Source organism: Streptomyces sp. SCSIO 75703 (genome assembly GCF_036607905.1).
In the GTDB taxonomy this organism is placed as follows: Bacteria; Actinomycetota; Actinomycetes; order Streptomycetales; family Streptomycetaceae; genus Streptomyces.
The window spans coordinates 3,882,551-3,897,434 of the sequence record NZ_CP144555.1 but is presented as its reverse complement, the minus strand read 5'-3'; the positions used below and the strand labels follow the sequence as shown (position 1 = coordinate 3,897,434).

Genomic DNA, 14,884 nt, shown 5'->3' with positions numbered 1-14,884 from the left:
CGGCCCTCGCCACACGGCGGGGGCCGTTGTCATGCCAGCACAGGGCACCATCCCGGCGCCCGCCTGGCGCAGATTGTCGCCAGTGCGGAGGGGCGACCAAGACGGGTTGGCGCCATCGCAGCACGGTTGACCTGCACGTTTCCGCCTGCCAGTACCGGGGGTTGCGAAAGAGGATTAGCAACCGCCCCTCACCGGCCCCCCGGGACCGGGGGGTTGGTCCGGTCAGCGGGGGCGGCGGAGGCGGCGGAGGCCGAAGAACGCGGCGCACACCACGAGCAGGCCGACCGCACCGACACGGAGCGTGCCCTCGTCCGTGCCCCCGTCCTCCGAGGCGGCGGCGCCGGTGCCGCCGGAGGGCGTCCGGGGGCCGTCCGACGGCCCGCCGCCGGGCGCGTCCTGGGCCCGCACCGGGCTGTTCGCCCCCTCCATGCCGAGCAGGATCTTCGTGCCGTCGGCGGTGTAGGTGACGGACTCGCCCTGGCCGAGGGGCACGCTGATGCGGCCCTTGCGCCGGATGTCGCCGCCGTTCCACTCGTACCAGAGGCCGCCGAAGTAGCCCCGGACCACGAACCGTTCGCCGTCCGGCGAGAACGCGGCGTCGGTGGCCCACAGGTCGACGGCGGGGCCGCGCCGGAAGACGTTGGTGCCGGAGGGGGACAGTTCGGCGGGGCCCTCGTAGAGGTGGCCGCCGTCCTCCTTCTTGTCGATGAGGTACACCCGCCCGGTGCGCGGGTGGACGAGCAGCGACTCGGCGTCGCGGGGACCGTCCTCGTAGGTGACGACGTACTGCGTGGCCCGGACCGTCTGGTCCCTCAGCTCCTTCGGCTCCGGCAGTTCGTAGATCCACACGTGCGGCCAGGTGCCGCCGAGGTTGTCCCCGATGTCGCCGACGAAGATCCGGTCACCCGGGCCGATGGAGATCGCCTCCACGTCCCGGGGCGAGCCGATGCCGGACAGGGTGAGCGTGGCGACCGTCTCGCCGGTGGAACCGTCCACCGCGTAGAGGTAGGGCCCGTCGCCGCTGTCGTTGTGGGTCCAGTAGACCCCGGGGTGGAGGCGGGAGGCGGCGAGGCCACTGGACTCGGTGATGCGCGGGTCCCGGATCGTGAACCCGGCGTCGCCGTCCACCCCGTCCGCGGCGGCCGGGGCGGCGAGGGCGCCCACGAGGAGGACCGGGGACAGCAGGGCGAGGGGTCGGCGCATGCGCCAAGCCTGCCATCCCGCCCGCCCGCACACCGCCCGCGCGCCGCCCGTCCCAAAAGTGGGGTACCACACGGGGGTTCGCCCGGGTGTCGGGGCTCACATCGCGCGCGCCCCGGTGATCGTCCATCATGAGCGGATGCTCAGGTTCATGCCCGTCGGGGACTCCATGACGATCGGGAGCGCGGGCGAACACACCTGGCGCTACCGGCTGTGGCAGCACCTGTGCGCCGCGTACGGCGGTCCCTTCACCCTCGTCGGCCCGCGCGAGGCCCTGCACGACCGGATCACCGACGAGCCGACCTCCCACGCCTACGCCGACCCCGGCTTCCCCCGCTCCCACCTGGCCGGCTGGGGCGAGGGCTGGTGCCACATGGCCCCGCTCGTCCGGGAGGCGGTGCGCTCCTGCCGCGCCGACGTCCTCCTGGTCTCGCTCGGCCTGATCGACCTCGGCTTCTACACCAACGCCGAGCAGACCGCCGACAACGTCCGCCTCTTCGTCGCCGAGGCCCGCGCCGCCAACCCGCGCGTGCGCGTCGCCGTCCTGCCGGTGCTGCCCAACATCCGCGTCGACACCGACCCCGGGTTCGCCGCCCAGACCGGCCTCTTCAACCACCTGCTCGCCGGGGCCCTGGACGCCCTGGACGAGCCCCGCTCCCCGCTCCTGCTCATCCCGCCGCCGCCCTCGTACGACTTCCACGCCGACACCTACGACGGCACGCACCCCAACGAACGCGGCGAACACAAGATCGCCGAGGCGTTCGCGCAGGCGATGTGGGAGCACTGGGACCTGGGCGCCCCCTACGCGCTGCGCCGCGACGCCGGACGCTGACAAGGGCCCCGGACACCGGCACCGGCCGCTTGCGTGGAGCACACTCCAGGACGTTGGCTGGAGGACATGGAGTACACGCAGCTCGGACGCACCGGACTCACCGTCGGCCGGCTGGTCCTCGGGACCATGAACTTCGGCCCGCAGACCGACGAGGCCGACAGCCACGCGATCATGGACGCGGCGCTGGACGCCGGCATCAACCTCTTCGACACCGCCAACGTGTACGGCTGGGGCGAGAACAAGGGCCGCACCGAGGAGATCCTCGGCAGTTGGTTCGCCCAGGGCGGCGGACGGCGCGACAAGGTCGTCCTCGCCACCAAGGTCTACGGGAACATGGGCCCGGACGGCGAAGTCTGGCCCAACCACGACAAGCTCTCCGCCGTGAACATCCGGCGGGCCGTCGACGCCAGCCTCCAGCGGCTGCGCACCGACCACATCGATCTCTACCAGTTCCACCACATCGACCGCGCCACCCCCTTCGAGGAGATCTGGCAGGCGGTCGACGTCCTCGTCCAGCAGGGCAAGATCCTCTACGTCGGCTCCAGCAACTTCCCCGGATACAAGATCGCCCAGGCCAACGAGCTGGCCGCCCGGCGCGGCGGCACCATCGGCCTGGTCAGCGAGCAGTGCCTGTACAACCTCGCCGAGCGGCGGGCCGAGATGGAGGTCATCCCGGCCGCCCGCGACTACGGGCTGGGCGTCATCCCCTGGTCGCCGCTGCACGGCGGGCTGCTGGGCGGTGTGCTGAAGAAGCAGGTCGAGGGCGGGCGCCGGGCCTCCGGCCGGGCCGCCGAGGCCCTGTCCGACCCGGCGCTGCGCGCCCGCGTGCAGGCGTACGAGGACCTGTGCGACAAGCACGGCGTGGAGCCCGGGGAGGCGGCGCTGGCCTGGCTGCTCACCCGGCCCGGCGTGACCGGCCCCATCGTGGGCCCGCGCACCGCCGGCCAGCTCGCCTCCGCGCTGCGCGCGGTGGAACTGGAGCTGTCGCCGGAGCTGCTGTCCGGGCTGGACGAGGTCTTCCCGGGCCCGGGACCGTCCCCGGAGGCGTTCGCCTGGTGACGGGGGCCGTACCGGAGGGCGGGCCGTAGCGGAGGGCGGGGCCGTAGCGGAGGGCGGGCCGTAGCGGAGGGCGGGCACTCCGCCGGAGGGCCGGGGCCACACCAGGCGGGCACTCCGCCGGAAGGCGGGTGCTTCGCCGGGCGAGGCGCCGCGCCGGGCGGCGGGTGCTTCGCCGCGTGAGACGGCCCGTGGCCGGTGGCGGGCGCTTCGCGGGGTGACCGGGGCGCGGCCCGGGGGCGGAGGCGCACGCCCGGCGACCGGCGCGCGCCGCGCCGGAGGGCGAAGGCGCCGCGCCGGAAGGCGACGGCACCGCCGGGTGTGCCGGCCCGCTTCCGGTCACCGGTGCCCGCCGGGTGCCGCGTGGCTCCGCCGGGCAGGGGTCACCCGGTGCGGGACGTGGCGCCCGGCGGAGCGGTGGTGCGGAGCGTCGGGCGCCCGGTGCGGCCCAGGGGCCCGGTGACCCGCCGGTGGCGGTGACGCGGGGGAAACGGGGCGGCGGCTCGGCGGGCGCCCTCGCGGGGCTACCGTCCGAGCGCCGCCGCCAGAGCCACCACGGCGAGCATCAGCACGAGCACACCGGCCATGATCCGGTTCCGGGTCTTCGGGTCCACGGTCCCGAGCCTATCCGGCGCCGCCGAGCGCCGAGCGGGCGACCGTCCCGTACCGGGGCCGTTCCCCCGGCACCCCGGAACGGGGCAGCTCGCTGCGCATCAGCACCAGCTCCGTGACGGTCCAGGCGGGCCCGGCGAACCCCGCCAGCGCCTCGGTGTACGGCCGCACCTCGTACGGGCCCCGGGCGCGCGCCAGGGTCAGGTGCGCCCGGTAGGGCCGGTGCTCGCCCGGCGGCAGCCCGGCCCGGCGCCCGGCCGCCTCGGCCCGTCCGGCCAGCAGGCGCAGCGCCCGGACGTCCCCGCGGACGCCGGTCCACAGGGTCCGGCCCCGCCCGAAGTGGCCGCCGCCGCCCAGCGCCAGCGCGAAGGGCGCGGTGTGCCGGGCGGCGCGGTCCAGCCGCTCGGCCAGCCGCCCGGCCGTGTCCTCGTCGGCCTCGCCGTAGAAGGCGAGGGTGAGGTGCCAGGAGGGGCGGTCGGTCCAGCGCAGCGCGTCCGCGCCGGGCAGCGCGCGCAGGGCGGCCTCCTCGGCGGCGAGGGCCCGCAGCGCCTCCTCGGAGGGCAGCACGGCGGCGAACAGTCTCATACGGGCAGTCTGCCCGGACCTCCGGGGGCGCGGCGGGCAGCGGCCGCCCGGGGAGGCCCGGCCCCGCTCACAGCGCCGCGGCCAGTTCCTCCCGGCGCTCGCGGGGCACGAACCGCACCTGGGGGTGCCCTCGGTGCCAGCCGACCGACAACCGCAGGTTGCCGACGCGGGCCAGGATCAGGCCGATGACCGCCGCGGCACCGGCCGCGACCGCGCCGCCGGCCGCGAGGCCGACCCGGGCGCCGTAGGCGTCGGTGACGTAGCCGACGATCGGGGCGCCGACCGGGGAGCCGCCGAGGAAGACCATCATGTACAGGGCCATGACGCGGCCCCGCATGGCCGGGTCGGTGGACATCTGGATGCTGGTGTTGGCGGTGACGTTGACCGTCATGCTGAAGATGCCGAGCGGCACCATGAGCAGGGCGAACAGCCACAGGCTGGGCGCGAGGGAGGCCGCCACCTCCAGCGAGCCGAAGGCGAGGGCCGCGGCGATCAGCACCCGCAGCCGGGCCGTGCCGCGCCGGGCGGCGAGCAGCGCGCCGGCCAGGGAGCCGACGGCCATGAGGGTGTTGAAGAGGCTGTAGGAGCCGGCGCCGGCGCGGAAGACGTCGTCGGCGAAGGCGGACAGGAAGACCGGGAAGTTGAAGCCGAAGGTGCCGATGAAGCCGACCAGGACGATGGTCCAGGTCAGCTCGGGCCGTCCGGCGACGTAGCGCAGTCCCTCGCGGAGCTGGCCCTTGCCGCGCGGGGCCCGCTCGACCGCGTGCAGTTCGCGGGCGCGCATCAGCACCAGGCAGGTCAGCGGCGCGACGAAGGAGAGGCCGTTGGCGAGGAAGGCCCAGCCCGTGCCCACGCCGGTGATCATGAGGCCGGCGACGGCGGGGCCGACCAGCCGGGCGGACTGGAAGTTGGCCGAGTTGAGGCTGACGGCGTTCTGCAACTGGTCGCGGCCGACCAGTTCGGCGACGAAGGACTGGCGGGCGGGGTTGTCGACGACGGTGGCGAGGCCCATGGCGAAGGCGGCGACGTAGACGTGCCAGACCTGGACCTGGCCGGTCAGGGTGAGGACGGCGAGGGCGAGCGCGGTGACGCCCATCGCGGACTGGGTGACCAGCAGCGCGGGCCGCTTGCGCATCCGGTCGACGAGGACACCGCCGTACAGGCCGAAGAGGAGCATCGGCAGGAACTGGAGGGCGGTGGTGATGCCGACCGCCGCGGAGGAGCCGGTCAGGCTCAGCACCAGCCAGTCCTGGGCGATGCGCTGCATCCAGGTGCCGATGTTGGAGACGACCTGCCCGACGAAGAAGAGCCGGTAGTTGCGGACCTTCAGGGAGGCGAACATCGACGTCCTGGCGGACGTCCGGGAAGCGGACGGGGGAAGGGGTTCGTCGGGGTCGGGTGCGGGGGCGGAATCTGCTCCGGTTCCCGTACTCAAAGGGTTCGCCTCCTCGTGAACGGCCTACAGGTGTGCGAGCTTCTCCAGCACGGGGGCGGCGGCCCGCAGGGTCGCCCACTCGTCCTCGTCGAGTCCCTCGACCAGCGTCGCCAGGAAGGCGCTCCGCCTGCGGCGGCTCTCGTCCAGCATGACCACGGCCTGCTCGGTCTGCGTGACGACCTTCTGGCGCCGGTCCTCGGGATGCGGCTCCAGGCGGACCAGCCCCTTGGACTCCAGCAGCGTGACGATGCGGGTCATCGACGGCGGCTGGACGTGTTCCTTGCGGGCGAGTTCTCCCGGGGTCGCGCTGCCACAGGTGGCGAGGGTGCCGAGCACCGACATCTCGGTGGGGCTCAGGGACTCGTCGACCCGCTGGTGCTTGAGCCGACGGGACAGTCGCATCACGGCGGAACGCAGGGAGTTCACGGCGGCGTCGTCGTCGCCATGGGTGAGGTCCGGCATGGTCCTTAGCGTAACTCATTAGTCTGTCGAAATACCACCGCTCACCAGGCCGCGTTCCCGTGACGCCCGGCACGGAAACCTCGGCATCACCCTTACGGGTGAGCTGAATCCGGAAACACTCGCGCGGGTGGCCCGGCGGGGGTGACCCTCGACGCCATGGGGACCAACGTGCTCAGCCTGCGAATGGACGGGGAGCTGCTCGAACGGCTCCGGGAACATGCCGCCAAAAGAGGGATGAGCGTCCAGGACTATGTCGTCCAGACGCTCATCCGTGATGACTTCGACCAGCGCTTCCAGTCCGCCGTCGAGGAGACGGAACGGTTCTACGGGGTCACCTGACCGGTCCGCGGGGTCCGGCCGGCGGCCCCGCGCCGCGTCGGCGGACCGGGGCGGGCCGTACCGGGCCGGGGCGGGCCCTCACCGGTACGGCGCCGGCCGGATCAGGTCAGGCCCAGGGCCGGCATCAGGTAGTAGAAGGCGAAGACGCCCGCCACGGCGTACATCGCCACCGGGACCTCCCGGCCGCGGCCGGTCGCCAGGCGCAGCAGCGCGAAGGTGATGAAGCCCATGCCGATGCCGTTGGTGATCGAGTAGGTGAACGGCATCATCACCATCGTCACGAAGGCCGGGACGGCGATCGTGAAGTCGGCCCAGTCGATCTCCTTGACCGAACCGGCCAGGATCAGGAAGCCGACCGCGACCAGCGCCGGGGTGGCCGCCTGGGACGGGACCATGGTGGCGACCGGGGAGAGGAAGAGCGCCACCGCGAAGAGGCCGCCGGTGACGATGTTGGCGAAGCCGGTCCTGGCGCCCTCGCCGACACCGGCCGTGGACTCCACGAAGCAGGTGGTGGCCGAGGAGGAGCTGGCACCGCCCGCGGCGACGGCGATGCCGTCGACGAACAGGACCTTGTTGATGCCGGGCATCTGGCCCTCGGCGTCGGTCAGCTTGGCCTCGTCGCTGACGCCCATGATCGTGCCCATGGCGTCGAAGAAGCAGGACAGCAGGACCGTGAAGACGAAGAGCACCCCGGTCAGGATGCCGACCTTCTGGAAACCGCCGAACAGGCTGACCTCGCCGATCAGGCCGAAGTCGGGGGCGGCGACCGGGTTGCCGGGCCACTTCGGGGTGGTCAGGCCCCAGGACGGGACGTCGGCGACCAGCTCGATGACCACCGCGACGACCGTCATCACGATGATGGAGATCAGGATCGCGCCGGGCGCCTTGCGGACGATCAGCGCCAGCGTGAGCAGCACGCCGAGCACGAAGACCAGCACCGGCCAGCCGAGCAGGTGCCCGCCCGTGCCGAGCTGGAGCGGGACCGTGGTCTGCGCGACGTCCGGGATGCGGGTGACGAAACCGGAGTCGACGAGGCCGATGAGCATGATGAACAGGCCGATACCGATGGCGATCGCCTTGCGCAGCCCGTAGGGCACGGCGTTCATCACGCGCTCGCGCAGACCGGTGGCGACCAGCAGCATCACCACGAAACCGGCGAGCACCACCATGCCCATGGCGTCCGGCCAGGACATCCGGGGGGCGAGCTGGAGGGCGACGACCGAGTTCACGCCGAGACCGGCGGCGAGCGCGATCGGGACGTTGCCGATGACACCCATGAGCAGCGTGGTGAGGGCCGCCGTCAGCGCGGTCGCGGTGACGAGCTGGCCGTTGTCGAGCTGGTGGCCGTAGATGTCCTTCGCGCTGCCCAGGATGATCGGGTTCAGCACGATGATGTAGGCCATCGCGAAGAAGGTGGCGAGACCGCCCCGGATCTCACGGGGCAGCGTGCTGCCGCGCTCGGAGATCCTGAAGAAACGGTCGAGGGGACCCTGCGGGGACTGCTGCCCCGGGGCCGGGGGAACCTTGGCAGACGCCGAGGTGGACATGCGAGACCTCATCACCCAAGGGTTCCCCCACGGCCCTTTTGGTGTTTCCTACGAATGAAAGCGGTCAGAGACAAACGGGTTCAGTATGAACGTATGAGCCCGAGATCGCTATCTCCGCGCGTAGAAACCGGCCGGAGCGGTCCCCGGACGCGCCGCCACCCGCGCCACGGCCCCCTCGTAAGCTGTACGCATGGCGAAGTGGACACCCAGACACGAGGCGCCGGAGCCCCTGGAGGGGCCCGTGGTCGCGACCATCACCGGCGGCACCGTCCTCTGGTTCGTCCTCTTCGTGGCGCAGCTCCCCTTCTACGGCTGGTTCGACGACCGCGGGCACGCCTGGTGGGTGTGGACCTGCCTGGCCGGAGCCGGCCTCGGGCTCATCGGCATCTGGTACGTGCGCAAGCGGGACGCGGCGCTCCGCCGGGACGCGGCACGGCGGGCCTCCGCGCAGGGCTGACGGCCGGCGGCCGGCCTCCCGCCGGGTGACGGCCGGCGCTCCGCCGCCCCTCGGGCGGCCCCGCCCCGGGGCACCCTTCCGGGGCGGGTCCTCCTCACGCAGCACGCGCGGCGCCACCCCCTCGTCCCCAGGTCTGATCTTGGGCACCCTCGGCGGGTGCGGCCGGGCGAGCGCACGTACCGTCGAGGGCATGACGCACACCGACGCGGAAGCGGGTCCAGGCGCCGTGCCCCCCGTCCCACCCGCCCCGCCGGCGACGGGCCTGAGCGCGGCCGAGGTCGCCGAGCGGGTCGCGCGAGGTCAGGTCAACGACGTTCCGGTGCGCAGCAGCCGGTCGCTGACCGAGATCGTCCGCGCCAACGTCTTCACCCGGTTCAACGCGATCATCGGCGTGCTCTGGGGCATCATGCTCTTCGTCGCGCCGATCCAGGACAGCCTCTTCGGCTTCGTGATCGTCGCCAACACCGGCATCGGCATCGTCCAGGAGTGGCGGGCGAAGAAGACCCTGGACTCCCTCGCCGTGATCGGCGAGGTCCGCCCCACCGTACGGCGCGACGGACGGGCCGCCGAGGTCGCCACCTCCGACATCGTGCTCGGCGACCTCATCGAGATCGGCCCCGGCGACAGGGTGGTCGTCGACGGCACCTGCGCCGAGGCCGACGGGCTGGAGATCGACGAGTCGCTGCTGACCGGCGAGGCCGACCCGGTCCTCAAACACCCCGGCGACCCGGTGCTCTCCGGCAGCTTCGTCGTCGCGGGCGGCGGCGCCTTCCAGGCGACCCGGGTGGGCCGCGAGGCGTACGCCGCCCAGCTCGCCGAGGAGGCGTCCCGCTTCACCCTCGTCCGGTCCGAGCTGCGCTCGGGCATCTCCACCATCCTCAAGTACGTCACCTGGATGATGGTCCCGACCGCGATCGCCCTGATCATCAGCCAGCTCGTGGTCCAGCAGACCGCGCTCAAGGGCTCCCTCGCCCGGACCGTCGGCGGCATCGTGCCGATGGTGCCGGAGGGGCTGGTGCTGCTCACCTCGGTCGCCTTCGCCCTCGGCGTGATCCGGCTCGGCCGCAAGCGGTGCCTGGTGCAGGAGCTGCCCGCCATCGAGGGGCTCGCCCGGGTCGACACCGTCTGCCTGGACAAGACCGGCACCCTCACCGAGGGCGGCATGGACATGAGCGCGCTGCACCCCCTCGGCGGCGCCGACGAGGGCCACGTCCGCGCGGTGCTCGGCGCCCTCGGCGCCTCCGACCCCCGCCCCAACGCCTCCCTCCAGGCCGTCATCGACGCCTGTCCCGTCCCCGACGGCTGGCGGTGCACCGCCGCCCTGCCCTTCTCCTCCGCCCGCAAGTACAGCGGCGCCACCGTCCGCGAGGGCGCCGGCGCCGCCCCCCGCACGTGGCTGCTGGGCGCGCCGGACGTGCTGCTCGCCGAGGACGACCCGGCGCTCGCCGAGACCGCCCGGCTCAACGAACAGGGGCTGCGCGTCCTGCTGCTCGCCCGCTCGGGCCGGGAACTGGACGACCCCGCCGTGGCCGAGGACGTCACGCCCGCCGCCCTGGTCGTCCTGGAACAGCGGCTGCGCCCGGACGCCGCCGACACCCTGCGGTACTTCGCCGCGCAGGACGTGCGGGCCAAGGTGATCTCCGGCGACAACGCGGTCTCCGTCGGCGCGGTCGCCGCCAAGCTGGGCCTGTCCGGCGGGGCCGTGGACGCGCGGCGGCTGCCCGCCGAGCGGGAGGACATGGCGGCGGCGCTGGACGAGAACACCGTGTTCGGGCGGGTCACCCCGCAGCAGAAGCGGGAGATGGTCGGCGCCCTCCAGTCGCGCGGGCACACGGTCGCCATGACCGGCGACGGGGTCAACGACGTCCTCGCGCTCAAGGACGCCGACATCGGCGTGGCGATGGGCTCCGGCTCGGAGGCCACCCGGGCGGTCGCGCAGATCGTGCTGCTCGACAACAGCTTCGCCACGCTGCCCTCGGTGGTGGCCGAGGGCCGCCGGGTCATCGGCAACATCACCCGGGTCGCCACGCTGTTCCTGGTCAAGACGGTCTACTCGGTGCTGCTGGCCGCCCTCGTGGTGTGCTGGCAGGTCGAGTACCCCTTCCTGCCCCGGCACCTGACCCTGCTGTCCACGCTGACCATCGGCGTCCCGGCCTTCTTCCTCGCGCTCGCCCCCAACACCGAACGGGCCCGGCCGCACTTCGTCCGGCGGGTGATGCGGTACGCGATCCCGGGCGGGGTGGTGGCCGCGCTGGCGACCTTCTCCACGTATCTGCTGGCCCGGCACCACTACACGGGCCCGGGGTCGCTGGAGGCGGAGACCAGCGCGGCGACGCTGACGCTGTTCCTGGTCTCGATGTGGGTCCTGGCGATCATCGCCCGGCCCTACACCTGGTGGCGGCTGACCCTGGTGGCGGCGATGGGCGGCCTCTTCGTCGTGGTGCTGGTGGTGCCGTGGCTCCAGCACTTCTTCGCGCTGAAGCTGGTCGGCGTGACGATGCCGTGGGCGGCGGTCGCGGTGGCCGCGGCGGCGGCGGCCCTGCTGGAGGTCGTGTGGCGCTGGGTGGGCCGCCGCTTCCCCGTCTGAGCCACCCGCGGGGGTGACGGCGGGACCCGGGCGGGCCGGCGATCGGGGGCCGGGCGAGGGCCGCCGGGCCCGGACGGCGACGGCGGGGCCGGGCGCGGTGTCCGGCCCCGCCGTCGTGTCCCGGGTGCTCCCGGGGCCGTGCCCGGGTCAGTCGAACCAGCGGTCGCGGGCCAGTTCCGCCGTGCGCGAGGGGTCCTCCAGCAGCGCCGCCACCTCGAAGCGCCGCGGCCACTGCCCGGCCGCCCAGGCGAGGGCGGCGGCGACACCCTCCAGGGTCGCGGCGTGCACGACCCCGTCCGAGGAGCGCCGCCAATCGATCTCCACGCCGTCCACGACCAGCTCCTCGTGCTCCACATACGAGGCGGGGGTACGGGCGCCGAGCAGCACCCGCACCGGCTCCGGCACCTCGTGCTCGGTGCCCTCGGAGTGCACCTCGCCCGTGACCGACTCGCTCAGCCGCCGCACCTGGAACAGCTCCGCCAGCTCCGCCGCCCGCGCCGGGCGCACCGGCAGCAGCGGGACGCCCTCGGTGAAGGGCAACAGGTCGGGCGAGTCGACGACCACGGCGTCGGCGGCGTCCACCACCTCGACCCGGCCGTCGACCACGGCCCGCACCTCGTCCGGCAGCGTCACCCGCTCCGGGTTCAGCTCGGCCAGCGCGCCGTACAGGGCGTGCAACTGGGCCGCCGTGACCGGCCGGTCCGGGTCGGCGAGGCGGTCCAGCAGCTCGGCCGCGCCGCCCGGCTCGTCGAGCAGCGCGGCGACGGAGGTCCGCACGCCGAGGGCGCGCAGCACCTGCTCGTCGTCGAAACCGGCCGCGTCGGCCTCGTCGTACAGGCCGCGCAGCAGCGGGTCCGTGCCGGCCGCGCGCAGACCGGCGGGACGGCGTCCGCCGAGCACCGGGTGCCCGCGCAGCCACCAGGCGGTGTAGGGCCGTACGACCTCGTGGGTGCCGTCGGCCAGCAGGACGCGCACCGGCTGGACGAGGGCGTCGCGCAGCGGCGGGCGGGAGAGCAGGGCCAGGGCCTCCGGCCACTTGCCGTCGTCGACGAGGTCCAGGTCGCGGACGGCGACGATCTCGGTGGCGACCGGCGGGACGGGGCTGTCCGGGAAGCGGTCGAGGATGTCCTCGCTCCACACGTCCACGGCGTCCAGCAGTCCGGCGTCGTCCGGTTCGGCGAAGTCGCCGTCGCGGGGCTCCAGCTCGTCGGGGTCGAGGACCACGTCGGTGGCGCGGACCAGGGCGAAGTCCACCAGCACACCGCAGGCGGCGAGCGGGTCGGGGCCCCAGCGGCCGGCCAGGCCGGCGTCGACGGCGGCGAGTTCGTCCTCGCGCATCACCCGGGCGAAGGGGCCGCCGGGGAAGACCAGCTCGCCGGCCGGGGAGAGTTCGCCGTCCTCGTCGGTGAGGGCGAGCGCGCCGAGCCAGGGTTCGTCGCCGGGGGTGAGGCCCGCGTCGCGGACCAGGCCGAGGACGGTGTCGGCCAGTTCCTCGGCGTCGAGGGTGTCCTCGTCCCAGTGGGCGCCGGCGTCGTCGTCCAGGGAGGCGGCGACGGCGGCCCGCACCTGCGGGGTGGTGAGCACGGCGCGGGGCGTGGCCGGGAGCGCGCCGAGCTTTTCGAGCAGCGGGTGCGCGGCGTCCGGGTGGGCGACGCGCAGCCCGAGCCGGGTGAGGGTGTCCGGGCTGAGGGAGGCCGCCTCCGGGGAGGGCAGCAGCACCTGCCGGGGGCCGATCACCGTGCGCGCCCCGCCGGTGCCGTACTCCGTCCCCGCCGCGCCGGCCAGCGGTACGGGCAGCCCGGAGAGCCGGTCCGGGTCGACCCCGGCGAGGCTGTCGTAGAGCCGCCGCCACCACGCGGGGGCCTTCTCCAGTCCGGCCAGCCGGTCGATCGCGTCGGTCAGCGGCACCCGGGCCACGCCCAGCGCGCGCAGTTCGGCGCGGCGCTCCAGTCCGGCGGGGAGCAGCGTGGGCAGCACCTCGGCGAGGACGCGCACCGTCTCGGCGCCCGCTCCCTCGACGACCTCGGCGTCGCGGGGCCGCAGGGACCCGGGCAGGTCGTCGGCGTCGTCCTCGGGGACGACGGCGGGCGGCAGGAAGGAGGTGCGGGGCAGCCGGTCGAGGACCGCCTCGCGCAGGGCGCCGTCCAGGGCACCGGAGCCGAGCGGGCCGGGCACCAGGTCGATGATCCCGGCGGTGACGGGCCGCCAGTCGGCGAGGAGACCGGCGTAGGCGTCGGCGGCGCGCTGCACCAGGAAGTCGGTGAGCGGGCCGGGCGCGGCGTGCCGGCGGGTGGAGTCCAGCGGGAAGGTGGCGATGAGCAGGGCGGGCACGCCGAGCGGTTCGTCGCTGGGGGTGGGGGCGTGCACGACGGGGCTGGTGCGGGGGCGGACCGGGGCGCCGTCCGCGTCGACGGGCACGGCCCAGGTGAGCGACCAGTGGGGGCGCAGCCGCTCCTCCACGGGCCGGTCGGCGAGCAGGTCCGGGGTGAGGGGGCCGTGCGCGGCCGAGGTGCGCCAGCGGGTGGTGCCCTCGCGGGAGTCCTCGACGACGGTCAGGTCGCCGTCGGCGCGGCGGCCGAGGGTGCGCGTCCCCTCCGGTGTCTCGACGACGACCTCGGCGAGGCCGGGCAGCGCGAGCAGCAGGGCGTCGTCCACGGCGTGCAGCAGCCGTTCGGCCAGGTCGGCGGCGGCCGGGTCGCGCAACGGCAGGATCACGGCCGTGTCGTACGGGTCGGGGGCGCTGGCCTCGGCGGGGAACGGCAGCCGCAGCAGCGGTACGTGGCCGTCGCGCCGGCGGATCTCGTCGGCGAGCCCGGCGCTGTCCCCGGCGGTGCCGGCGGCGAGGTCGCGGGCCTCGGCGAGGGACCAGCGCACGCCGCCCTGGCGTCCGACGACGGCGGGCTCGTCGGTGACCGACAGCACGGCGGCGAAGCCGACGCCGAAGCGGCCGACGGCGTGGTCCCCGGCGTCCCGCTTCGCGGAGGCCCGCAGCGTGGCCAGCGACTCGACGCCGGCCGCGTCCAGGGGGGCGCCGGTGTTGGCGGCGACCAGGACGCCGTCGCGCAGGGTGAGGCGGAGCCGGCCGGTCACGCCGGCGCGGGCGGCGGCGTCGGCGGCGTTCTGGGCCAGCTCGACGACCAGCCGGTCGCGGTAGCCGCCGAGGACGAGGTCCTCCTCGGCGTTGGCGTCCTCCCGGAACCGGGCGGGGCTCGCCGCCCAGGCGTCCAGCACCCCGCGCCGCAGCCGTGCCGTACCGAACGGGTCCGCGCCCTCGACGGCCGGCCGAACGAACTTGCTCACGTTGACTCTCCTCATCGGCCCTCATCGGCGTGAGCTCGAAGGTACCGCTCCGGACCGACGGACCGGCACGACGTCCCTGCGGCCCCGCCCACCCCACCCCCCACCGGCGTTCACCCGCACGGACGAATCCGCGGCGTCGGCATCGGGGGCCTCTGGTGCCGGGTCCCCCGCCCGCCGCCCCCGCGCCGCCCCCGCGCCGTCCTCGGAACCGGCCGCACCGCCGCGGCCCGGTCCGGCCGCTTCCGGAGGCACCCGGCGCCGTGGCCCCTCCTGCCGCACGTCGGACCCGTCCGGGGAGATCCGCGGCCAGGGCCGTGAGCGGGCCGGGTTCAGGGGCCCGAGGAACTGCCGCCGGGCCGGAGCGGCGGGGGCCCGGCCCGTCCGCGGACGTCCGGCGGCGGATCGAGGAGTGCGGTGATCGCGAGGTGCGGCGGGGGTGGCCCGTGCGGGCCGTGACCGCCGGCCGGACCGA

At 74.6% G+C, this 14,884-nt stretch carries 11 protein-coding genes; 5 read left to right on the top strand and 6 right to left on the bottom strand.

Features of this window, described 5'->3' with window-relative positions:
• Positions 1 to 222: 222 nt before the first annotated feature.
• The gene (locus VM636_RS17135) at positions 223 to 1,203 is read right to left on the bottom strand and encodes a WD40 repeat domain-containing protein (protein WP_338485056.1); all 981 of its coding nucleotides are present in this window, start codon (positions 1,201 to 1,203) and stop codon (positions 223 to 225) included.
• 136 nt (positions 1,204 to 1,339) lie between these two features.
• Here VM636_RS17135 and VM636_RS17130 point away from each other — a divergent pair, with 136 nt between their 5' ends.
• Positions 1,340 to 2,032 (top strand): GDSL-type esterase/lipase family protein, encoded by a 693-nt coding sequence (locus VM636_RS17130; protein WP_030419452.1) that lies wholly within the window; start codon positions 1,340 to 1,342, stop codon positions 2,030 to 2,032.
• 66 nt (positions 2,033 to 2,098) lie between these two features.
• Positions 2,099 to 3,091 (top strand): aldo/keto reductase, encoded by a 993-nt coding sequence (locus VM636_RS17125; RefSeq protein WP_030419453.1) that lies wholly within the window; start codon positions 2,099 to 2,101, stop codon positions 3,089 to 3,091.
• A 621-nt stretch (positions 3,092 to 3,712) separates the two neighbouring features.
• Here the strand turns inward: VM636_RS17125 and thpR are convergent.
• From thpR to VM636_RS17110, 3 genes are all read right to left on the bottom strand, one after another.
• Entirely contained in the window at positions 3,713 to 4,285 is a 573-nt protein-coding gene (thpR, locus tag VM636_RS17120; RefSeq protein WP_030419454.1) for an RNA 2',3'-cyclic phosphodiesterase, read from the bottom strand.
• A gap of 67 nt (positions 4,286 to 4,352) precedes the next feature.
• Positions 4,353 to 5,720 carry an MFS transporter gene (locus VM636_RS17115; RefSeq protein WP_030419455.1) on the bottom strand — a complete coding sequence of 456 codons (1,368 nt, stop codon included), beginning with the start codon at positions 5,718 to 5,720 and terminating at the stop codon, positions 4,353 to 4,355.
• Between the two features lie 24 nt (positions 5,721 to 5,744).
• On the bottom strand, positions 5,745 to 6,182 hold the full coding sequence (locus VM636_RS17110) for a MarR family transcriptional regulator (RefSeq protein WP_030419456.1): 438 nt from the start codon (positions 6,180 to 6,182) through the stop codon (positions 5,745 to 5,747).
• A gap of 156 nt (positions 6,183 to 6,338) precedes the next feature.
• Between VM636_RS17110 and VM636_RS17105 the strand changes: the two genes are divergently transcribed.
• Positions 6,339 to 6,521, top strand: a complete 183-nt coding sequence (locus VM636_RS17105) for a ribbon-helix-helix protein, CopG family (protein WP_030419457.1) — start codon at positions 6,339 to 6,341, stop codon at positions 6,519 to 6,521.
• A 101-nt stretch (positions 6,522 to 6,622) separates the two neighbouring features.
• Here the strand turns inward: VM636_RS17105 and VM636_RS17100 are convergent, their stop codons facing one another.
• Positions 6,623 to 8,068 carry an NCS2 family permease gene (locus VM636_RS17100; protein ID WP_030419458.1) on the bottom strand — a complete coding sequence of 482 codons (1,446 nt, stop codon included), beginning with the start codon at positions 8,066 to 8,068 and terminating at the stop codon, positions 6,623 to 6,625.
• Between the two features lie 190 nt (positions 8,069 to 8,258).
• On the opposite strand from VM636_RS17100, the gene VM636_RS17095 reads away from it, so the two are divergent.
• A complete protein-coding gene (locus VM636_RS17095) occupies positions 8,259 to 8,525 on the top strand; it encodes a DUF2530 domain-containing protein (protein ID WP_030419459.1) in 267 nt (88 codons plus the stop codon).
• A gap of 190 nt (positions 8,526 to 8,715) precedes the next feature.
• Positions 8,716 to 11,112: an HAD-IC family P-type ATPase gene (locus tag VM636_RS17090; RefSeq protein ID WP_030419460.1), complete on the top strand. Its 2,397-nt coding sequence runs from the start codon at positions 8,716 to 8,718 to the stop codon at positions 11,110 to 11,112.
• Between the two features lie 147 nt (positions 11,113 to 11,259).
• Here the strand turns inward: VM636_RS17090 and VM636_RS17085 are convergent, their stop codons facing one another.
• Positions 11,260 to 14,412 (bottom strand): hypothetical protein, encoded by a 3,153-nt coding sequence (locus VM636_RS17085; protein ID WP_053914037.1) that lies wholly within the window; start codon positions 14,410 to 14,412, stop codon positions 11,260 to 11,262.
• Positions 14,413 to 14,884 lie beyond the last annotated feature (472 nt).